At 77.1% G+C, this 22,713-nt stretch carries 11 protein-coding genes; all 11 read left to right on the top strand.

What is annotated here, in order from left to right:
* Window positions 1-305: 305 nt before the first annotated feature.
* The 11 genes from ACQP17_RS30245 to ACQP17_RS30295 all read left to right on the top strand — a co-directional run bounded on the left by ACQP17_RS30245 (window position 306) and on the right by ACQP17_RS30295 (window position 22,687).
* Complete coding sequence (locus ACQP17_RS30245; RefSeq protein ID WP_433859124.1) at window positions 306-1,535, top strand: S1 family peptidase; 1,230 nt, start codon at window positions 306-308, stop codon at window positions 1,533-1,535.
* A gap of 195 nt (window positions 1,536-1,730) precedes the next feature.
* On the top strand, window positions 1,731-2,162 hold the full coding sequence (locus ACQP17_RS30250; protein WP_364876275.1) for an acyl-CoA thioesterase: 432 nt from the start codon (window positions 1,731-1,733) through the stop codon (window positions 2,160-2,162).
* 139 nt (window positions 2,163-2,301) lie between these two features.
* Window positions 2,302-4,323, top strand: coding sequence for a LodA/GoxA family CTQ-dependent oxidase (locus ACQP17_RS30255; protein WP_433859125.1), 2,022 nt, complete (start codon window positions 2,302-2,304; stop codon window positions 4,321-4,323).
* A complete protein-coding gene (locus tag ACQP17_RS30260; protein ID WP_433859126.1) occupies window positions 4,320-5,456 on the top strand; it encodes an NAD(P)/FAD-dependent oxidoreductase in 1,137 nt (378 codons plus the stop codon). The genes ACQP17_RS30255 and ACQP17_RS30260 overlap by 4 nt, the downstream gene beginning before the upstream one ends.
* A 467-nt stretch (window positions 5,457-5,923) precedes the next feature.
* Complete coding sequence (locus ACQP17_RS30265; protein WP_433859127.1) at window positions 5,924-12,910, top strand: SDR family NAD(P)-dependent oxidoreductase; 6,987 nt, start codon at window positions 5,924-5,926, stop codon at window positions 12,908-12,910.
* Window positions 12,903-17,531 (top strand): beta-ketoacyl synthase N-terminal-like domain-containing protein, encoded by a 4,629-nt coding sequence (locus tag ACQP17_RS30270; RefSeq protein WP_433859128.1) that lies wholly within the window; start codon window positions 12,903-12,905, stop codon window positions 17,529-17,531. The genes ACQP17_RS30265 and ACQP17_RS30270 overlap by 8 nt, the downstream gene beginning before the upstream one ends.
* Window positions 17,521-17,835 (top strand): phosphopantetheine-binding protein, encoded by a 315-nt coding sequence (locus tag ACQP17_RS30275; protein ID WP_433859129.1) that lies wholly within the window; start codon window positions 17,521-17,523, stop codon window positions 17,833-17,835. The genes ACQP17_RS30270 and ACQP17_RS30275 overlap by 11 nt, the downstream gene beginning before the upstream one ends.
* A 7-nt stretch (window positions 17,836-17,842) precedes the next feature.
* Window positions 17,843-18,634 (top strand): alpha/beta fold hydrolase, encoded by a 792-nt coding sequence (locus ACQP17_RS30280; protein WP_433859130.1) that lies wholly within the window; start codon window positions 17,843-17,845, stop codon window positions 18,632-18,634.
* 2 nt (window positions 18,635-18,636) lie between these two features.
* Window positions 18,637-19,875 (top strand): glycosyltransferase, encoded by a 1,239-nt coding sequence (locus ACQP17_RS30285; protein WP_433860045.1) that lies wholly within the window; start codon window positions 18,637-18,639, stop codon window positions 19,873-19,875.
* A 5-nt stretch (window positions 19,876-19,880) separates the two neighbouring features.
* Window positions 19,881-21,734 (top strand): class I SAM-dependent methyltransferase, encoded by a 1,854-nt coding sequence (locus tag ACQP17_RS30290; protein ID WP_433859131.1) that lies wholly within the window; start codon window positions 19,881-19,883, stop codon window positions 21,732-21,734.
* Window positions 21,731-22,687, top strand: a complete 957-nt coding sequence (locus ACQP17_RS30295) for a galactokinase (protein ID WP_433859132.1) — start codon at window positions 21,731-21,733, stop codon at window positions 22,685-22,687. The genes ACQP17_RS30290 and ACQP17_RS30295 overlap by 4 nt, the downstream gene beginning before the upstream one ends.
* Window positions 22,688-22,713: the final 26 nt, after the last annotated feature.

Here is a 22,713-nt window from a genome sequence, read left to right on the forward strand (position 1 = left end):
GTGGCGCGGCCGCGCCGCGAAGTCCGCACAGCCCCGGACGACGGGCCGGCGGCTCCCTCCGGGAGGTGTGACGGGCATTCAGGTGTCCCGCCTCCCGGATGGCGGGCACCCGAGCAGGTCACCTTGCGCAGCGCCTCCGGCCGCCGGGAGAGCGCTACCACGCCGTTGGCGGCGGGGACTTGGCGGCGGGGGGCGTCGGTCATCCGGTCAGGGTGCGCGGGGTCCTTCTCGTGCCGCACGTCGTGGTGTCGCGCAGGCTCGCTCCATCGGATCCGACGTGCACTCGACACCGCGAGGAGACCCCGATGGAACGCCGCTTTCGCCTGGCAGCTCTCTGGGGCGCGACCGTCGCCGCCGTCCTGCTGGCGGCCGGCCCGATCGGACCGGCACACGCCGGGCCCCGGCCCGACCCGTCGCCCCAGCCCGCGCCGCGCGGCATGCTCGACGCGATGCGGCGCGACCTCGGGCTGACGGCGGCGCAGGTGCGGACCCGGCTCGCGCAGGAGGCCGAGGCCCACCGGTCGGTGGCCGCCGTGCGCCGGGCGCTGAGCGCGCCGCCCGCCGGCATGTGGTTCGACCCCGCGACGGGGCGGCTGGTGGTCGCGGTCACCGGCGCCGCCGACGCGCGGCGGGTGCGGGAGGTCGGCGCGGTGGCCAGGACGGTGCCGCACAGCCGGGCCGCGCTCACCGGGCTCGTGCGCCGGATCAACCGCCGGGCCGGCCACGGCGTGCCGGGCGTCACCGGGTGGGGGGTGGACGAGCGCGCCAACGGTGTCGTGCTCCGGGTCGCGCGCACCCGGCGCGGCCCGCGGACCGGCGCCTTCGAGCGGACCGTCCGTGGCCTGGGGGCGCGGGCGAGGATCCCGGTCGCCGTCGAGCGCAGCGACCAGACGCCGCGCCAGCAGGGCGGATCGGTGGTGGGCGGCGAGCGGTGGATGCCCGGCAGCGAGGGCATCTGCTCCATCGGCTTCTCGGTGACCGGACCGGGCGACTTCCAGGGCTTTTTGACGGCCGGCCACTGCACCCTCACCCCCGACCAGGCCGCCTACGGCAAGGACGGCAGCCTCCTGGGGACGTCCAACCAGGGCGGCGGGCACAGCGTCAACGGGCCCGAGGGCGACTTCGGGCTGGTCGGGGTCGACGGGCCGGGCTGGACCGTCAGCGCGAACGTGGCGGGCCAGGGCGGTACGCCGGTCGCCGTCACCGGCTACCAGGAGGGTCTGGTCGGGATGTCCATGTGCCGCTCCGGACAGAGCAGCGGCTGGCACTGCGGGCAGATCACCCGGGTCGACCAGACCGTGGACTACGGCAACATCGTCATCGAGGGCCTGTCGTTCACCAACGCCTGCTCGGCGCCCGGGGATTCGGGCGGCTCGTACGTCACCCAGCCCAGCGCCCCGATGGCGCTCGGTGTGCACTCCGGCGGCGGCCCCGCCACCTGCGGAAACTTCGGCGGCCCCACCCTCACCATCTTCCAGCCGATCGGCGAGGCCCTGGCCAAGTGGAATCTGCGGCTGAAGACGGGCAGCCCCTGACGCCGGCCGGCCCGCGCGACGACCGCGGTCCGGCGCCCGCCCGCCGGGGACGCCCGGCCCCCGGCACCCGGCGCCTACGATGGGAAGCCAGTTGCTGATGAGGCCCGGTGTGCCCCCTGTGGCGGGCCGGCGCCCGAGGGGAGCGGAGCGATCGTGACGGAAGCATCGGGCACGGCAGCGGGCCCCACCGAGGACGTGGCGGAGCCGTTCGCCGTCGCCGTCACGGTGCGCGGCTACGAGACGGACACCCAGGGCCATCTCAACCAGAGCGTCTACCTCCAGTACGCCGAGCACGCCCGCTGGTCGCTGCTCCAGGCCAGCGGGATCCGCCAGAGCACCATGGTCGAGCGGCGCGTCGGCCCGGTGACGGTCGAGACCACCATCCGCTACCGGCGGGAGCTGAGGGCCGGTGACGAGACCGAGGTGAGCTGCGCGTTCGTCTGGGGCGAGGGCAAGACCTTCCGGATCGAGCAGACCGTGCGCAGGGCGGACGGGGTGGTGGCCGCCGAGGTGAGCGCCGTCTGCGGACTGCTCGACCTCACCACGCGCAAGCTGCTGGCCGACCCGCGGGAGGCCTTCCGCGAACTGGCCGACGACCCCTCGCTGCTGGGTCTCACCGCGGACTGACGGGCGTGCCGCGGCGAGCCGTCCCGAAAGGATGAATCCCTGCGCCCATTGCGACGCCTCGACCTCACCCCCCACCGGACGCCGAACCTACGTTTGACGCCACCGGGGGCATCCCCACCTGACGAGTGAGAGGCCTTCGATGGACACGCAGATCGTCCAGGTGAAGATCCACCCCGCCCTCGGCATCGCCCGGGTCGGCAACAGTGACCAGCCGGCCTTCCTCGGCCCGGAGTCCCCCGACCAGCCACCCCCACCACCCGGCTCCCGCAAGGACGGCGCGGGGAAGATCATCCGGCAGGCCGCCCGCTTCCGGGTCTACGGCTACAACCAGGCCGGGGAGGTGGTCAGGGAGCTCAAGCTGGGCGAGGGGGAGGTCACCGAGATCAAGTGGTCGGTGCACCTGGCCAACAAGAAGGCCGCCTGGTACCAGTTCCACCTCCCGCTCGACATCCCCGAGGCCGCCGGCCTGTCGGACGCCCAACGCCGGCGGCGCAACTTCGCCGTGCGGGGAGCCGAGCGCAAGAAGCTGGTCATCGATCCCGGCCGCCGGACCATCCGCGCCTCCACGCACGAGACCGCCACCTTCGCCGGGAAGATCATGAACAAGCCGGTCTCGCTGGGTGCGATCTCCACCCAGGCCGACGGCCGCCTGCTGGTCATCGGTGGCGTCGGCCGATCGGCGTCCTACACCACACCCGAGACGCCGATCACCGGCGTCACCAACAACGACACCTGGTACGACGACGTCTCCGACGGACCGGTCACGGCGGAGGTCACCCTCCGCGGCGTCACGAGGACCGCGACCCCCGCCTGGGCCGTGGTCGCCCCTCCGCACTTCGCGCCCGGCGTCAAGACCGTCCGCACCCTCTACGACCTGTTGTACGACGTGTTCGTCACCGAGCACACCCTGCCGGTCGTGCAGCAGTTCTCCTACCCGGACCACATCGAGCCGCTGCTGCGGCGATTCTGCGACCTCCAGTGGGTCAACCACGGCTTCGCCACCCAGTTCGGCCGGCAGGGCCCCTGGGACTTCCTCGACCCGGCCCTGCGCAGGAGGCTCGCCGACCCGGGCCCGGCCTGCCAGGAACTCCGCCGCCAGGTCTATGTGCACATGCGCGACGTCGACCGCGACGGCACCTCCCCGGTGCCCTGGCCGTGGCTCTACGGCGACGCCATGTCCAGCGGCCGGCCCACCTCCGTCCGGCAGCACCGCACGCTCTCCCCGGCCCAGGACCGGATGCTGGCCGAATGGGCCGCGGGCCGCTTCACCACCGGCCCGCCCCGCACCGGCTTCCCCGCCGTGGACGAGGCGCCGCCCGCCGAGCAGCCGGGGCTGCTGGACCGGGCCGCCCTGGAGAACTGCGCCGCCGACGCCTTCCACCCCGGCATCGAGGTCACCTGGCCGATGCGGCACAAGACCCTCTACGCCGAGCCGTTCCGCATCCTGCACCGTGCCCCGGACGATCCGGAACGCGACTACGGCGACGTCCTCACCCTCCAGGACGCCCTGGGCAAGAACGGCCCGCTCTACGCGCAGGGCCCGGGCGACCTCACCCGCTGGATGGCGGCCCCCTGGCAGTGCGACGCGGCGAGCTGCCGCTCCGGCTACGAGGTACGGTCCGGGCTCGGCCCCCGCTACAGCCCCTACCTGCCCACCTTCTGGCCCGCCCAGGTCCCCAACCACGTGCTCAAGCAAGCGGACTTCGCCACCGTCAACACCCCGCCGGCCGGCCCCGACGACAGCGCCCGGGAGCGGGCCTTCGAGAACCGGGCGGTGTGGCTGCGCGGCCTGACCGGCTCGGACCTCGGCAAGCAGCGCCGGCAGATGATCGACGACTGGTTCCGGTTCGGCATCGTCGAGACCCGCGAATACACCGTGGGCGACGGCGCGTTCCCCCGGTACCTCCAGGTGGAGTCCGAGCCCGGCTATCCGCCGGCCACCGACCACGCCAACCTCGTCAACATCCAGGTGCCCGAGGCGGGCGTGCCCCAACTGGCGGCCGTGGCCGGTACCTGGACCGGGGAGGTCGAGGCCGGGACGGTCGAGGACGTGCTCGTGCGGCAGGCGGTCGAGGAGGTCAAGGAGGCGACCGGACACGACGAGACGGCGATCGCCGCCGGATACCTGGAGAAGCTCGACCCCCTCCACGGCGCCCGGTGACCCCCGCGCCCCGCTACGACGTGGTGATCGCGGGCGGCGGGCCGGCCGGCTGCGCCGCCGCGCTCACCCTCCTGCGGGCCGGGCGCACGGTCCTGCTGGCCGACGCCGGCACCGGCCCGCCCAAGCTCGGCGAGGCGCTGGTGTCCACGGGCCGGATGCTCCTGGCCGACCTCGGCGTCGCAAAACCGGTCCTGGGCAGCGGCCATCTGGCCTGCCACGGCACCCTCTCCGCCTGGGGTTCGGCCGCCCTGCACACCGTGGACTCCCTCCAGGACCCCTACGGTCACGGCTGGCACCTCGACCGTCCGCTCTTCGACCGCCGGCTGCGCGCCGCCGCCCGCGCGGCGGGTGCCGAGGTCGCCGAACACACCGGCGTACGGCGCCCCGTCCGGCAACCGGACGGCACCTGGCGGCTCGCACTGTGCGACAGCTCCGGCGCGGGGGAGCGGACCGTGCGCTGCCGCTGGGTGGTGGACGCCACCGGGCGGAAGGCCGCGCTCGCCGTCCGCGCGGGCGCCCGGCGGCGCACCGGCGACCGGCTCACCGCGCTGCACGTCCTCCTCGACCCGGCCCCGCGGACCCCCGCCGACGGCCGATCGCTGGTCGAGTCCGACGAGGACGGCTGGTGGTACACCGCGCTGCTGCCCTCCCGGCACCGGCTGGTCGCCTACTTCACCGACGCCGACCTTCCGCTCGCCGCCGCCCGTGGCGCCGAGCGGTTCCGCGACCGGCTGCTGGCCACCCGGCACCTCTCCCGCCACGCCCGCCCGCACGGCCTGACCACCCTGCGGCCGCCCCGCCGCGCCCCCGCGCACAGCGCCCACCTGGACCGGGTGCACGGCGCGGGCTGGACGGCCGCCGGCGACGCGGCGGCCGCCTTCGACCCGCTCAGCTCCCAGGGCATCCTCACCGCCCTCTACACCGGGCTGAGCGCCGGCGAAGCGGTCGACGCCCGGCTGCGCGGCGACCCGGCGGCACTCACGGACTACGCCGCGAAGGTCGCCACGGCCCGCGCCGCCTACCGGCACGGGCACCGGTCCGTGCACGCCCGGGAAACCCGCTGGGCCGACCGCCCCTTCTGGGCCCGGCGGCAGCGGACCACCCACTCCGCGGCGGGCGCGGCCGCCTCCTGACGCCCGTGCTCCCACCGCTGCAGTGCCCGCCTCGGGCGCCGGGCCGGCGGATTGCGGGAAGCGGTTATCGGCCACCCCTGGGGCCGGTGGGCGATAACGGGCCGGTGGGGATCGCGGGGCCCGGGGTCGCCGGTGTGACGGCGTGTGGACAGCGGCCTTGCGCCCCACCGCCACGGGGCAGGAGCGGGCCGGGCGGGAAGCGGCGCTGCTCGACGGGGCGGTACGCCGGGTCCGACGCTCCCGGACACCCGGTGCGGCGCTGCACCTCGGAGCGGGGACACCGGCCACCACGAGGGGCCGACCGGACGCCTTGGTGACCTTGGCGGAATCAACTACCGCCTGGCGCAGATGCGTTGACAGTGCACGGGGGCGGCCCCACGATGCACGCGGTAATCAGCGGGCTACCACTCGGTAGCGCAGGTGGCAGTGGTCAGCGTGTACGCCCCCCTCCGGCAGAAGGAGCGCCCGTGGTCCCCCCGCCCCCGTTCCCCGGCACCCCCCGCCCCCGATCGTCCGCCCCCGCCGGACCTCCGCCCGAGGTCGCCGCACGTGATCTCGTCGTCGTGCTCTCGCCCTTCGAGGAGCCGGACGAGCGGATCGTCGTGGCGGCCGCCCGCGCGGGCGCGCTCGGCCTGTTGGACCTCGGCCGGGACGCGGACGCGGCGCACGCGGCGCTGGCCCGCACCGGACGGCTGCCCCACGGCGTGCGCATCCCGGTCGGCTGCCCCTGCGTCCCCGGCGACCTGCCCGACACCGTCGACACCGTGCTGCTCGCCGATCCGCGGGCGTACGCCTCCGCGCCGGGCGGCAGTCGGTCCGCCGGGTCCGCACCGCCCGGCCCGCGGGACTGGGCCGACGGCGGACGCCGCCGCGTATGGGCCGAGGCCACCACCCCCGAGGAGGCCGCCGCGGCCTGCGCCGCCGGCGTCACCGCGCTGGTCGCCCGCGGCCACGAGTCGGGCGGCCGGGTGGGCGAACTCACCACCTGTGTGCTGCTCCAGCGGATCCTGGCCGACCCGGCCGTGACCGTGCCCGTCCTCGCCGCCGGCGGCATCGGTGTGCACACCGCCGCCGCGGCCGTCGCCGGCGGGGCCGCCGGCGTGCTGCTCGACGCCCAGCTCGCGCTCACCACCGAGGGCGCGGACCGGCTGCCCCGGGCGGTCGCCGCCGCACTCCGCGCCATGGACGGCAGCGAGACCACGCTGATCGCCGGCCACCGGGTCCTGCGGCGCCCCGACTTCACCCCGCCGGGCGCCGACCCGGCCGACCGCACGGGCGGCGCGCCCGAGACAGTCCAGGACCTCGACCCCGCCCGCCTCCGCGCTCTCCTGGGCACCCGTGACCTGTCCGTCCAACTGCTCCCCGTCGGTCAGGACGGCGCGTTCGCCGCCCGGCTCGCCGCGCGCCACCACACCACCGCCGGCATCGTGCAGGCCGTCCGCGCCGCCCTCACCGACCACCTCACGGCGGCGGCCCGCACCCGCCCGTTGGCCCGCCGTCCCGGGGCCCGCCACCTCCCCGTCGCCCAGGGGCCGATGACCCGGGTCAGCGACGGCGCCGCCTTCGCCGCCGCCGTGGCCGCCGAGGGCGGGCTGCCCTTTCTCGCCCTGGCCGTCATGGACGGCGCCCAGGTGCGCCGGCTGCTGGCCGAGACCGCCGAACGGCTCGGCGAGCGGCCCTGGGGCGTCGGCCTGCTCGGCTTCGCCCCGCCCGCGCTGCGCGCCGAACAGCTCGCCGAGGTGGCCGAGTTCGCCCCCGAATACGCGCTGATCGCCGGTGGCCGGCCCGCCCAGGCCGCGCCCCTCGAAGCGGCCGGCACCCGCACCTACCTGCACGTCCCGGCGCCCGGCCTGCTGACGCGCTACCTCGCGGAGGGCGCCCGCAGATTCGTCTTCGAAGGGCAGGAGTGCGGGGGCCACATCGGCCCCCGGGCCAGCTTCCCGCTGTGGGACGAGCAGATCGAACGCCTGCTGGAGCACGCCCGGGCACACGGCGGCACCGCCGAGGACCTGGACGTGCTCTTCGCGGGCGGCATCCACGACGCCCGCTCGGCCGCCATGGCCGTGGCGGCGGCCGCCCCGCTCGCCGAACGCGGCGCCACCCTCGGGGTGCTGATGGGCACCGCCTACCTCTTCACCCAGGAGGCCGTGGCCACCGGCGCCGTCGTCCCCGGCTTCCAGCAGACCGCGCTGGCCTGCGACCGGACCGTCCTGCTGCGCACCGCCCCGGGCCACGCCACCCGCTGCGCCGACACCGCCTACGCCGGCGAATTCGCCGCGGCAGCCCGCCGGCCCGCCGCGGACGGCACCGACCCGCGAGCCCGCTGGGAGGAGCTGGAGCGGCGCAACCTCGGCCGGCTGCGCCTGGCGAGCAAGGGCCTGCGGCACGCCGACGGCGGAGAGCCGGCGGCGGTGGCGGAGCCGGAACAGCTCCGCGAGGGCCTGTACATGCTGGGCCAGGCCGCCACCACCCGCAGCGCCACCACCACACTCGCCGCGCTGCACACCGATGTGACCGACGGTGCCACCGCCCTGCTCGGCGCGCGCGCCCGGCGGTTCCGGCCGCCGGCCGCGGCGCCGGGCCCCGAGGCGGCGCCGCTGGACATCGCCATCGTCGGCATGGCCTGCTGCTTCCCGGGCGCCACCGACACCGCCCGCTACTGGTCCAACGTCGTCCACGGCGTCGACTCCGTCACCGAGGTGCCCGCCGAACGCTGGGACGCCGCCACCTACCACGACCCGGACCCCGCGCGGGCGGGCGAGCGCACCCCCTCGCGCTGGGGCGGCTTCCTGCCGCCGGTCCCCTTCGACGCCCTCGCCCACGGCATCCCCCCGGCCTCGCTCACCGCCGTCGAACCCGTGCAGCTGCTCGCCCTCGACGCCGCGGCCAAGGCCCTGGCGGACGCCGGATACGCCGAGCGGGACTTCGACCGCTCCCGCACCGGCGTCGTCTTCGGCGCCGAGGCGGGCACCGAACTCGCCGGCGCCTACGGGCTGCGCGCGCTGCACCCCGGCTACCTCGGCCCGCTGCCGCCCGCCCTCGACGCCGAACTGCCCCGCCTGACCGAGGACTCCTTCCCCGGCGTGCTCGCCAACGTCATCGCGGGACGGATCGCCGGCCGGCTCGACCTCGGCGGCGCCAACTGCACCGTGGACGCCGCCTGCGCCTCCTCACTCGCCGCGCTCGACCTGGCCTGCCGGCAACTGCGCGACCACGACGCCGACATGGTCGTGTGCGGCGGCGCCGATGTGCACAACGGCATCAACGACTACCTGATGTTCGCCTCCGTCCGCGCACTGTCGCCCACCGGCCGCTGCCGCCCCTTCGACGCCGCGGCCGACGGGATCGCGCTCGGCGAGGGCGTCGGCGCGCTGGTGCTGCGGCGCCTCGCGGACGCCGAACGGGACGGCGACCGGATCTACGCCGTCGTCAAGGCGGTCGGCACCTCCAGCGACGGACGCTCCCTCGGCCTCACCGCCCCCCGGCCCGAGGGACAGCGGCGCGCCCTGGAACGTGCCTATGCGCGCGCCGGGATCAGCCCCGCGCAGGTGGGCCTCCTCGAAGCGCACGGCACCGGGACCGTCGTCGGCGACAGCACCGAACTCGCCGTCCTCACCGACCTGTTCGACGCGGCGGGCGCGGAGCCCGGCAGCTGTGCGCTCGGCTCGGTCAAGTCGCAGATCGGGCACACCAAATGCGCGGCCGGCCTGGCCGGACTCATCAAGGCCGCACGCGCCGTGCACACCGGCGTACGGCCGCCGACCCTGCATCTGACCCGCCCGGCCGCGGACGACGCCGCGGCCGCCGGCCCGTTCCGCTTCGACACCCGCGGCGCCCGCCCCTGGCCGGTCCCCGCCGGGCGGCGGATCGCCGGAGTGAGCGCCTTCGGCTTCGGCGGCACCAACTACCACGCCGTGCTCGCCGGTTATGCGGGAGTGCCGGAGCCCGCCCACGCCCTGGAGGAGTGGCCCGCCGAACTCTTCTGCTTCCGCGGGGCCGACCGCGCCGCGGCCGTACGGGCCGTGGACCGTCTCGCCGCGCGGCTGGCCGACAACGACGCCGCCGGGCGGCCGTGGCCGCTGCGCGACCTGGCCGCCGAGACCGCCGCGGCGCCGGGACCGGTACAGCTCTGCGTGGTGGCCGAGGACCTCGACGACCTCGCCGGAAAGCTGGCGGCGGCCCGCGCGTGCACCGCCGCCGACGGGGTCCACCCGCGCCCCCGCGACGCCGACCCCGGTCTGCTCGCATTCCTCTTCCCCGGCCAGGGCAGCCAGCGCACCGGCATGCTGGCCGAGCTGTTCACCGCCTTCCCGGCGCTGCGCGCCCTGCTGGACGGCGCCGATCCGCGGTGGACCGAGGCCATGTTCCCGCCCGCCGCCTTCACCCCCGGGCAGCGGACCGCGCAGCAGGCGGCCCTCACCGACACCCGCGTCGCCCAGCCGGCCCTGGGCCTCGCCTCCGCCGCCGCCTACCGGCTGCTCACCACCCTCGGGGTGCGCCCCGACTGCACGGCCGGGCACTCCTACGGCGAGCTGACCGCCCTGTGGGCGGCGGGCGCCTTCGACACCGAGGCGCTGCTGCGGCTCAGCGCCCGCCGCGCCGAGGCGATCCTCACGGCCGTCGGGGAGGACCCCGGGGCGATGGCCGCCGTGGTGGCCACGCCCGAGCGGGTGGCTGAGCTGGTCGGTGTCACCGACGGCACCGGTGTCGTCGTCGCCAACCACAACGCCCCCGCCCAGAGCGTGATCTCGGGCCCGACGGACGCCGTGGAGCGCGCCGTGGCGGCCCTGCGCGCGGCGGGGGTCGACGCCCGGCGGCTGCCGGTCGCCTGCGCCTTCCACAGTCCGCAGCTCGCCACCGCCCGCGAGACGCTCGCCGCCGCACTGGACACCACCGAGGTCTGCGCCCCCACCGTCCCCGTCTGGTCCGGCGCCACCGCCCGCCGCTACGACCGCACCCCGGCCGCGCTGCGCGCCACCCTGGCGGGCCAGGTCGCCGCGCCGGTGCGCTTCGTGGCACAGATCGAGGACATGTACGCCGCCGGGGTGCGCACCTTCGTGGAAGCCGGCCCCGGGCGGGTCCTCACCGGGCTCGTCGGACAGATCCTGGGCGAACGCCCGCACACCGCCGTGCCGCTGGACGTACCGGGCGAGTCCGCGCTCGCCCGGCTGCCGCACGTCCTGGCCCGGCTCGCCGCGGCCGGGGTCCCCTTCGACCCCGAGGCCCTGTTCCACGGGCGTACCGGGATCCTGCCCGAGGCCGCGCCGCGCCGCCCGGGATGGCTGGTGGACGGGCATCTGGTCCGCACCGCCGACGGCGCCTGTCTGCCGGGCGGGCTGCGCCCGGCACGGCGCGTGGACACCGGGCGGGCCGGTCCGGTTCCGGCGCCCGCACCGGGCGCCGCGCCCGGCGGCCCCGCCCCGCAGGACGCGGTCCTGGAGTATCTGCGGACCACCCGGGAGCTGGTCGCCGCCCAACGGGACGTCGTCCTGCGGTACTTGGGGGAGGGGGCGGCGGCAGCACCGGCGGAGCAGGCCGTTCCGTCTTCCCCCGCACCGGCCCGTGAGGAGCCTCGTGCCGAGGCCCCCGCCGTCCCCGCGCCGCCGCCCGCCCGGCCCGGGCCGTTGAGCCCCGAGCAACTGCTCGACGCCGTACGGGAGATCATCCACACCCGGACCGGCTACCCCCGCGAGATGCTGGACGCCGGGCTCGACCTGGAGGCCGACCTCTCGGTGGACTCCATCAAGCGGGTGGAGATCATCGGCGCGCTGGCCGACCGGATCGGACTCCCGCAGGACGCCGACGGGGCCACGGAGTCGGCGGTGGAGCACCTCGCCCGGGTCAAGACCATCAGCGGCATCGTCGACTGGATCGCGGCCGCCCGCCCCGAGCCCGCCCCGGCCCCGTCCGCCCCGGCCCCCGCCCCCGCACCGCTGACCCCCGGCCCGGCCGAGCCGGACGAACCCGGCGGCGGGCCGGGCCCGTTGCCGCCGACCCGCTCCCTCGTCCGGGCCGTCCCCCTCGGCCCGCCCGCCGGCCGGCCGCCCGCGGAGGTGGTCGCCGGGCTCGACTTCGCCGTCGTCGAGGACGGCCACGGAGTGGCGCTGGCCCTCACCGCCCTCCTGGAGAGCCACGGCGCGCGGGTCCGCACCGTCCCCGCCGAGCGGCTGGCCGCGCTCACCGCGGACGGCGTGGACGGGGTCGTGGACCTCAGCGCGCTGCGGGCGGGCCGCGGGGCCGTACTGCCCGGCCGATTCGCCGCCCTGCGCGGCGCGCTGACCGGCGGCAGCGGCCGGCTGCTGCTGGCCACCGCCGCCGGCGGCACCTTCGGGCTGGACGCCGCCGGGGACGCCCCCGACCCGCTGCCCGGCGCCGGGCTGCGCGGCTTCGCCCGCACCGCCGCCCTCGAATACCCCGACGCCCTGATCCGCGCCGTGGACATCGACCCCAAGGACCGCCCCGAACGGATCGCGGACCACCTCCTCGCCGAACTGTGCGCACCCGGCGAGCCGGTCGTCGTCGGCCACGCCCGGGGCGCGCGCACCACCCTGCGCACCGTGGCCGCGCCGCTGCCCCGCGACCGCGCCGCCACCGGTCGGCCGCCGCTCGGCCCCGGCTCGGTGGTGCTGCTGACCGGTGGCGCCCGCGGAATCACCGCCCGTACGGCCCTCGCCCTGGCCCGTGCCCACGGCTGCCACATCGAACTCCTGGGCCGCACCCCCCTGGAGACCACCCCCGAGGACCCCGCCCTCGCGCACGCCCACGACCGCATCGCGCTGCGCGCCGCGCTGATCTCCCGGGGACTGCGCCGGCCCGCCGAGATCGAGGCGGCGGCCGGCCGGGTGCTGGCCCGCCGGGAGATCGCCGCCACCCTCGCCGCGCTGGAGCCGCTCGCCGCCTCCGTGCGCTACCACGCCGCCGATGTCACCGACGAGGGCGCCGTCCACGCCGTGGTGGACGACATCCGGGCCCGCCACGGCCGTCTCGACGGCATCGTGCACGGCGCCGGCACCCTGGAGGACAAGCTGCTGCGTGACAAGGATCCGGCGTCCTTCGCCCGGGTCTTCGCCACCAAGGTCGACGGCGCCCGGCACCTGCTGTCGGCCGCCGGCGACGACACCGGGTTCCTCGTCCTCTTCGGCAGCGTCGCCGGGGTCTTCGGCAACCGCGGCCAGGCCGACTACGCCGCCGCCAACGACGCCCTGGACACCCTCGCCGGCGCCTGGTCGGCCCGCGCGCCCGGCCGCGTCCTCGCCGTCGACTGGGGCCCCTGGGCCGCGACCGGCGGCGGCATGGTCACCGAGGAACTGGAACGCGCCTACGCCCGCCGCGGCATCGCCCTCCTGGACCCCGACGCCGCGGCCGCCGCCCTCCTGGACGAACTGGCCCGGGGCACCGCGGCCCAGGTCGTGCTGGCGGCGCAGGCCGGCGGCCGGGCGGCGGACGATGAGTGAGCCGGCGGCGCGCTCCGCCGGGCCCCGGCCCACGGACGCCGCGATCGTCGGCATGGGGGCGCTCTTCCCCGGCGCCGGTGACCTCGCCGCCTACTGGCGCAACCTGGTGGCCGGCACCGACTGCCTCACCGACGTGCCGCCCGGCCGCTGGGACCCGGAGGTCTACTACGACCCGCGCGGCGCCGAGGGCCCCGTCCGCAGCGACCGCTTCTACTGCCGGCGCGGCGGCTTCCTGGACGAGCACGCCGTCGTCGACCCCACCCGCTTCGGCATCATGCCCGCCGCCGTCCCCGGAGCCGAGCCCGATCAGCTGCTCGCCCTGCGGGTCATCGCCGACGCCATCGCCGACGCGGGCGGCCAGGAACGGCTGCCCGCCGACCGCTCCCGCATCGGCGTCGTCCTGGGCCGCGGCGGCTACATGGGGGTCGCCACCGCCCGCCTCGACCAGCGCGTGCGCACCGCACACCAGCTCGCCGCCACCCTGCGCGAACTCGCCCCGGAACTGGGCGAGGAGAAGATCTCGGCCGTCCGGGAGGCCTTCCAGGCGGGCCTGGGCCCCGAGGCGCCCGAGGCCTCCATCGGCCTGGTCCCCAGCTTCACCGCCGCCCGCACCGCCAACCGGCTGGACTTCCGCGGCCCCGCCTACACCCTCGACGCGGCCTGCGCCTCCTCCCTGCTGGCCGTGGGCCAGGCCGTCGACCTGCTGGCGGCCGGCCGCTGTGACCTCATGGTCGCCGGCGCCGTGCACCACTGCCACATCGCCACCCTGTGGAGCGTCTTCACCCAGCTGCGCGCGCTCAGCCCCAGCCAGCACATCCGCCCCTTCGACCGCCGGGCCGACGGAACCCTGCTCTCCGAGGGCACCGGCGTCGTCCTCCTCAAACGGCTGGCCGACGCCGAGCGCGACGGGGACCGGATCTACGCGGTGATCCGCGGAGTGGGCGTGGCCGGGGACGGGCGCAGCTCCAGTCTCATGAGCCCGCAGGTCGACGGCCAGGTCCAGGCACTCCAACAGGCCTGGCACGGCGCGGGCCTCGACCCGGCGGCCCCCGGCGCGCTCGGGCTGCTGGAGGCGCACGGCACCGGCACCCCGGTGGGCGACCGCACCGAACTGGCCACCCTGGCACGGGTGTTCGGGCCGCCCGGAGCGGGCCGGGCGCCGGTCGCCCTGGGCTCGGTCAAGTCGACCCTCGGCCACACCATGCAGGCCGCCGGCATCGCCGGACTGATCAAGGCCGCCCTCGCCGTCCACCACCGCACCCTGCCGCCGACCCCGCACCTCGACGAGCCCCACGAGGACCTGGCGCGCACCCGGATGCGCCCGGTCGCCGCGGCCGAACCCTGGGACACCGGTCCCGCGCCGCTGCGGGCGGGCGTCAACGCCTTCGGCTTCGGCGGCATCAACGCACACGCCGTCCTGGAGGAGGCACCCGGACGCCCGCGCCCCGACGCACCGCCCGTCCGCCGCGGAGCACCGCCCGTCCGCCGCGGCGCACCGCTGCGGACGACGGAACCGGAGCGCACCTTCTGGCTCACCGCGGACACCCCCGCCGAACTGGCCGAGGAACTGCGCAAGGCCGGGGACCGGGGTGCGGACACCGGCGTCCCCGCACACCACCGCCCCTGCCGGCTCGCCCTGCCCGACCCCACCCCGCGGCGCCGCGCCCTGGCCGCCAAGATCCTCGCGCGCGGACTGCCCTGGCGCGGCCGCGGCGAGGTGTGGTTCACCCCGGCCCCCTTCTTCGGTCCGTACGCCCCGGAGCCGGGAGCGCGGCTCGCGTTCCTCTTCCCGGGACTGGAGGCGGAGCTGCCGCCCCCGGTGGACGACATCGCCGACCTGCTGGACCTGCCCCACCCCCACGTCACCGGCGGCGAGGGACTGGTCGAGCGGGCCGTCGACACCCTCACCACCGGACGGCTGCTCGCCCGCGCCCTGCGCGAGATGGGCATCGCCCCCGACCTGCTGGCCGGCCACAGCCTCGGCGAATGGACCGCGATGGTGGTCGCCGGCATGTACCCGCCGCACGCCGTGGACGCCTTCCTCGGCTCGCTGCGGCCCACCTCCCTCGCCGTGCCGGACCTGGTCTACGCGGCCCTGGGCTGCGGCGCCGCACAGGCCGCCGAGGCGCTGACCGGGCTCGACCGGGTCGCCGTGAGCCACGACAACTGCCCGCACCAGTCGGTGATCTGCGGGGACTCCGGGCAACTCGCCGAGGCCGCCCGCCGCCTGGCCGCGCAGGGCGTCCGGGCCCAGGAGATGCCCTTCCGCTCCGGCTTCCACACGCCGATGTGGGCGCCCTACCTCGACCAGGTGGGCGCCGCGTTCGACGCCCTGCCGCAGCGTGACCCGCAGCTCCCCGTGTGGTCGGCCACCAGCGTCGCGCCCTTTCCCGAAGAGCCCTCCGCGGTGCGCCGGCTGGTGCTGCGTCACCTGCTGGAGCCGGTCCGCTTCCGGGAGCTGACCCGTCGGCTGTACGAGACGGGGGTGCGCGCCTTCGTCCAGGTCGGCGCCGGCAGCCTCACCGGTTTCGTGTCCGACACCCTCCACGGGCAGGACCATCTCGCGGTGGCGGCGGCCGGCTCCCGTGACGGCGGCACGGCCCCGCTGCGCCGACTGGCCGCCGCCCTGTGGGCCGAGGGACTCAGCCCGCGCTGGGACCGGCTGGCGGGGCCCGCCGGCGCCGCCCCACCCGCGGCGCCGGCCTCCCTCCCGCCCGCGGGGCCCGCCACCGGCCCGGCGGCATCCGGCCCGCCGGTCCGACTCGACCTCGGCTCACCGCTCGTCCGCCTGGGCACCACGGTGCCGGTGACGGGGATTTTCGCGCCCGCCGGCCACCCCCCACCCCCGAACCCACCCCCCGCCCCCTCCCCCGAAGGGGGAGGAGGGGGAGGGGGCGGGGGAGCGCTGCCGCCCCCCGGCCCGCCCGTCGCCGAACCCGTCCGGCAGGCCCTGGACGCGCTCCTGGCCGAGACCCGCGCCGCCACCCGGACCGTCGCCGCCGCGGCCGCCACCCACACCGCCGCCACTCGGCCCGCCCACCCGGCCGCGTCCCCCGCCGGCCCCCGCCGCACCGTTCGGCGTCTCTCCCTCGACACCCTCCCGTACGTCCGTGACCACTGCGTCTACCTCCAGCCCGCCGACTGGCCGGAGCCCGCCGACCGCTTCCCCGTCGTGCCGATGACCACGCTGCTCGAACTGGCCGCCGAGGAGGCCCGGCAGCTCGCCCCGGGGCAGACCGTCACCGGCTACTCCGACGTACGGGCCCTGCGCTGGCTGCCCGTCGCCCCGCCGCTCGACCTGCCCGTCACCGCCACCCCCGCCGGGGACGGCCGGATACGGGTCGACCTCGGTGCGTACGCCACCGTCACCGTCCACCTCGGGGCACAGCACGCGGCCCCGCCGCCCCCCGACCCCGCGGCGCTGACCTCCGGCGGGCCGGCGCCGGTGAGTGCGGCCGCGCTCTACCGGGACCGGTGGATGTTCCACGGCCCGGCGTTCGCCGGTGTCCACGAGGTCGCCACGCTCGCGGCCGACGGCATCCGCGGCACGTTGCGCGTCCTGCCCGCACCCGGCGCCCTCCTGGACGCCGCTGGCCAACTGCTGGGCCACTGGATGCAGTGCAAGCTCGCCGGCGACCGGCTGGTCTTCCCCGCCACCCTGGAGCGGATACGGCTGTACGGGCCCCAGCCCCCCGCGGGGACCCTGCTGGCGGCGACCGCCCGGATCCGCGCGGTACGGCCCGGCACGGTCCGCGGGGACGTCGAACTGTGCCGCGCCGACGGCACCGTGTGGGCGCGGCTGGAGGGCTGGACGTACCGGCGTTTCGGTGCCGACGAGCGGGTGTGGCCGATGAAGTTCACCCCGGAGGTGTGCGGCATCGGTGAACCCCGGCCGGGCGGCTGGTGCCTGGCCCGGCGCCGCTGGTCGGACCCGGCCTCGCAGGAGCTGGTCATGCGCCGCTACCTGGGCGCGGCCGAACGTGCCCGCTACGAACGGTGCGCGCCGCACGCCCGCACGGCCTGGCTGCTGGGCCGGATCGCGGCCAAGGACGCGGTCCGCGAACTGCTGTGGGACGAGGAAGCCGGTGGGGTCTTCCCGGCCGAGGTCGCCGTCGTCGACGACGAACGCGGCCGCCCGCGCCCCGACGGCCCGCTCACCCGCGGCATCCATCTCTCGCTCGCCCACAAGGACCGGATCGCCGTCGCCCTCGCCCACCGGGCGGGGCCCGTCGGGATCGGCATCGAGACGGTCACCGAGGATCCGCGCGCCCTCGAACGGATCGCCCTCACCCCGGCCGAACACCGCCTGGCGGACGGCCTCCACGCCCGCGACGCCGACGGCGGCCGGGCCCACTGGCTCACCGCGCTGTGGTGCGCGAAGGAGGCCGCGGCGAAGGCGGCGGGCACCGGCCTCGGCTGCCGTCCGCAGGCCTGGACCGTGGCCACCGCGACGGGCGGCGCCCTGTGGGTGACCGCCCCGGACGGCCACCGCCACCTCGTCCACCTCGACCGTGTCCACGACCCGTCCGCACGCCATGTCGTCGCCTGGACCGGGCCGCGGCCCGGGGACCGTACGGGCGCCGGCACCCCCACATCCCCGGAGGTCATCCATGGCAGCTGAGCCCCGCACCGCGCGCACCCGGACGATCGTGGACGAGATCACCGACATGCTGGTCAGCGTCGTCGGCGAGGAACTCCTCATCGTCGGCGAGATCGGCCCCGCGACCACCTTCAACGACGATCTGGCCCTGGAGAGCATCGAGTTCGTCGCCCTGGCCGAGCTGCTCCAGGAGCGCTACGGCTCGTCGGTGGACTTCCTCGGCTTCCTCGCCGAGAAGGACATCGACCAGATCCTGGCCATGTCGGTGGGTGAACTCGCCGTCCATGTCGAGCGGGTCACCGCCGGCCGGGCCTGCGCGAGCTGAGCGCGCCATGGCCCACACCTCCGCAGGCGGGCTGCGCCTGCACACCCAGCGGCTGCCGGGCCGCGGCGACGGCCCCACCGTGGTCTTCCTCCACGGGCTGGTGATGGACAACCTGTCGAGCTTCTACTGCACCCTGGCCGGCCCGGTCTCCCGCGCCGGCCACCCGGTGCTCCTCTACGACCAGCGCGGGCACGGCCGCAGCGAGCGGCCCGTCGACGGCTACGACCGGGACACCGCGCTGGCCGACCTGACCGCCCTGCTCGCCGCCCTCGGGCTCGACCGCCGCCCGGTCCATCTGGTCGGCAACAGCTACGGCGGCGTGCTCGCCCTGCACACCGCGCTCCGCCGCCCCGACCTGGTCGCCTCGCTGGTGCTGATCGACGCCCAGCTGACCGGTGACTGGGTGGCGGACATGACCGACACCCTCTCCGTCGCGGCCCTGGGCCTGGAGGACAGCCGGCTGCCCGAACAGCTCGCCGCGCTCGGGCGCCGCAAGGAGGCCCGGCTGGCGGCCGGGGCCGACGCGCTGCTCAACCGCACCACCCTGATCGAGGACCTCGCCTCGTCCACCGCCTTCACCGCCCGCGACTTCACCCGGCTGGAGTGCCCGGTCCTCGCCGTCTACGGCGCGCACTCCGAACTCCTGCCCGGCGCCCGGGAATTGGCACGCGCCGCGCCGGACTGCGAGCTGTGCGTGCTGCCGGGGGTGGGGCACACCGTGCTCAACGAGGCCACCGAGGGACTGTGCGCCGCGGTGCTCGCGCGGCTCGGCGCCCGGGCCGGGGCGGTGGCCGGATGAGAGTGCTCTTCGTGGTCCCGCCGCTGGCCGGACACGTCAACCCCACCGTCGCCGTCGCCGCCGAACTCACCGCCCGCGGCCACCAGGTCGCCTGGAGCGGACCCGCCGCCGCGCTGGAGCCGCTGCTGCCCGCGGGCGCCCTGCTGTATGCGGCGGGGGACCGGAGCGCGGCCGAGGGGCATGACGTGCTGCACGCGCGCTGGTGCGATCTGCGGGGCGTCGCCGCGCTGCGGTTCCTGTGGGCGGACGTCCTCATCCCGCTGGCCCGCGCCATGCTGCCCGGCGTGCACGCCGCCGTCGCCGCGTTCCGGCCCGACGTGCTGGTGGCTGACCAACAGGCCCTCGCCGGGGCCGTGGTGGCGCGCCGGCACGGCCTGCCCTGGGCGACCTCGGCGACCACGTCGGCGGAGTTCACCCGGCCGTTCGCCGGGGTGCCGAAGGTGGGGGAGTGGGTGGCGCACAGCATCGCCGCGCTGCTCGCCGACTGTGGCGCCCCCACCGGCTGGGACCCGCGGTTCTCGCCCCACCTCGTCCTGGTCTTCTCCACCCCCGCCCTCATCGGCGCCGGGCCGGACACCGGGGGCGCGGGCGGGTATCCGTCCCACTACGCCTTCGTCGGCCCCGCCTTCGGTGCCCGCCCGGCGTCCCGCGGCTTCCCCTGGCACCGGCTGGATCCCGCCCGGCCGCGGGTGCTGGTCTCGCTGGGCACCCTCAACCGCGAGGCGGGCGCCCGCTTCTACCCCGCGGTGCTGCGCGCCGCGGACGCCCTCGCCGACCGGGCGCAGCTGATCCTCGCCGCCCCGGGCGACCTCGTCGGAACCGTCCCGCCGCACCTGGTGCACCAGGAGTACGTCCCCCAGCTGCAACTGCTGCCGCACCTGGACGCGGTGCTGTGCCACGGCGGCCACAACACCGTGTGCGAGGCGCTCGCCTACGGGCTGCCGCTGGTGGTGGCGCCGGTCCGCGACGACCAGCCGATCGTCGCCCGCCAGGTCGCCGAGGCCGGCGCGGGCGTCCGGGTGCGCTTCGGCCGGGCCCGCGCCGACGAGCTCCACCGCGCCCTGGCCGCCGTCCTGGACGACCCGGCGCACCGCCGCGCGGCCCGCCGCATCCAGGCGTCGTTCGCCGCGGCGGGCGGCGCCCCCGCCGCGGCCGACCGCCTGGAGAAACTGCCGCTCGGGCAGCGCCCGCACCCGTCCCACCCCGGCGCCGCCCGCACCGTGACGAAGAAGGGACCGTGAGCCGGATGACGCGAGCGCACCGTTCGCAACGACGCACGCGATGGGCGGCGGCCGCCGCCTGCACGGCGCTGGGCGCGGGCACCGTACGCGCCCGCCGCCGCCTCGCCGCGCTGCCCGTCCTCGACCCCGCCCCCGAGGACACCGGGCCGCCGCTGGGCTGGCGGTTGCTCACCGCACCCGGTGTCACCGCCGACGCGGCGACCCTGCGCGCCGCGGTCGCGCACGCCGTACGCGAAGGACTCCAGGTGCTGGACCTGGTCCCGGCGCGGCTGGACGCCGAGAGCACGCTCGGGCTGCTGCGGCTGCTCGACCCCGCGGCCCACCGCACCGACCGCTGCGCTCCGGGGCACGGCGCGGGCCGTGCGCTGCTGGTGACCGACGAGGTCCTCGGCCGGGCCGGGCTCGCCGACGGGGAGCCCCCGCGCTCGCCGGCCGACCTGCTCCGCCTCGTGCGCACCCTCAAGGAGTACGCCCCGGACGCCACCGGCTGGGCCCTCGCCCCCGGCCTGACGGCGCCACTGCCCACCCCCGGGGAGCACGCCGAGGAGCTGCGCGCCCGCGGCCTGCCGCCGGGCCTCATGTCCGCCGCCCGGCTCGCCGGCCTCGCCCTGCTGGTCAAGTGCTGTGTCACGGCGCCGCGTTGGGGCGCCGCGGCGGCCGCCCTGTACTGGCTGCAGCCCGTCGTCGTGCTGGCCCCGGGCCGCGCCCCGCGCCCCGCCGGACTGGCCCGCGACACCGCCGCCCGCCCGCTGCGCTCCCTGACCACCGCCCTGCGGACCCTGGCGACCCGCCCCGCCGACCCGCCCGAACCCACCGACCGGGCGGCGCGCAAGGCGGCCTACACCGGCGAACTCGCCGCCGGTACCGAGCGGTTCCTCGAACCCCGCCGCACCGACTGCCCCTGGTGCTCCGCGCCGGACCTCACCGTGCGGGTCCGCATGCCCGACCTGCTCCAGGGCAAGCCCGGCCGCTTCACCCTGGAGGAGTGCCGCCGCTGCGGTCACGTCTTCCAGAACCCCCGCCTCACCCCGGACGGACTGGACTTCTACTACCGCGACTTCTACGAGGGCCTCGGCGGCGAGGGCGCCGCCCTGGTCCTGGGCCGGATGAGCGGCACCTACCGCGACCGTGCCGCCCTGCTGCGGCCCTTCACCACCCCCCGGGCCTGGCTCGACGTCGGCACCGCCGCGGGCCACTTCTGCAACGCCGCGCGCGCCGTGTGGCCCGACACCCGCTTCGACGGCCTGGACATGGGTGAGGGGGTCCACGAGGCCGCCCGCCGCGGCTGGATCACCACCGCCTACCAGGGCCAGTTCCCCGACCTGGCCGACCGGCTCGCCGGCCGCTACGACACGGTGAGCATGCACCACTACCTCGAACACACCCGGGACCCCTTCGCCGAACTCGACGCCGCCGTCAAGGTGCTGGCCCCCGGCGGCCATCTGCTGATCGAGCTGCCCGACCCCGAATCCCGTACGGGCCGACTGCTCGGCCCCTACTGGCTGCCCTGGTTCCAGCCCCAGCACCAGCACCTGATGCCGGTCGGCAACCTCAAACAGGCCCTGGCCGCACGGGGCTTCACCGTCCTCGCCGAACAGCACGGCGCGGCGCACCAGGGCAACGGCGACTTCCTCGCGGCCGTCGCCCTCCTCGCGAACCGGCTCGTCCCCGACCCGCAGGCTCCCTGGGCCACCGTCCCCGACACCCCGGCCCGCCGCGCCGCCCGCCGTACCGTCCAGGCCGTGGCGGTGCCCTGCTACGCCGCCGCCTTCGCCCTGGACGCCCTGGGCACCGTGGCCGCCCGGGCGACCGACGGCGGCAACGCCTACCGGCTGCTGGCCCGCAAAGCACTGGGGTGAGCCCGGTGGACCTGGCCCGGCGCGCGACCGCGGACCCGCTGCTGCGGCTGCTCGCCCACGGCTTCGCGACGACCTACGGGCGGCCGCCCGGCGCGGTGTGGCGGGCCCCGTACGCCTTCCGGCTCGCCGCCTCCGCCGTCGACCCCGGCCCACCGCCCGCGGCGGGCCCGGGGACCGACTGGGTCGCGGCGGCCAACTGGTACGTCGCCGCGGCCGTCTCCCCGCGCGCCGACGGGCTGCTGCGCTGCGGCTCGCTCAACCACCCGGCCGAGTCCGCCGAACTCCCCCTGACCGGACCGGCCGCTCCCGCCCCCGGCTGGGCGGCCCGCCCCTACGCCGTGCTGCGGGCGCTGGCCGCCGCCGGCTTCGGCCGGGGCGGCGCGGATCTGCACGTGAACGCCACCCTGCCCGACGCCGTGGGGCTGCCCGTCGCCGAACCGCTGGAGTGCGCGGTCGCGCTGGCCCTCGCGGACGTCCACGCCGCCCGGGGCGCCCGCCCGCTCTCCCGCGCCCGGCTGGCGGACCTCCTCGGAGCCGCCGTACCGGGTGATCACGGGCTGCGCCGCGCGGTGCTCTTCGGCCGCACCGGTCACCTCCTGTCCGCCGACGGCGGCACCCACCGGCCGCTGCCCGCCCCCGACGGCGGCCCCGCCCCCAGCCTGCTGCTCCTGACGGCCCGTACCGCCCCCGGCGCCGGCAGCGATACGACGGACCACGGCGCCGCCGCGGTGGCCACCGGACTGGCCACCGCGGTCCGCGAAGCCCTCACGGCCGGGGCCCGGTCCGCCTCCTGGCCGGGCAGTCGCCCCGGCCGCAGTGTCCTGCTGCTGATGCCCCCGGAGCGGCGCGGCGCCGTCCGCACCGCCGTCATCGACGCCTTCCGCCGCTGCGACCTGCCCGTACCGCGTCTGCTGCGGATCCGTGTCACGGCCGCCGCCCGCCGCGAGGACTGAACCCACCGGCCCCGCCCACCCCAAAA

Source organism: Streptomyces kronopolitis (genome assembly GCF_050953795.1).
Taxonomy (GTDB): Bacteria; Actinomycetota; Actinomycetes; order Streptomycetales; family Streptomycetaceae; genus Streptomyces; species Streptomyces kronopolitis_A.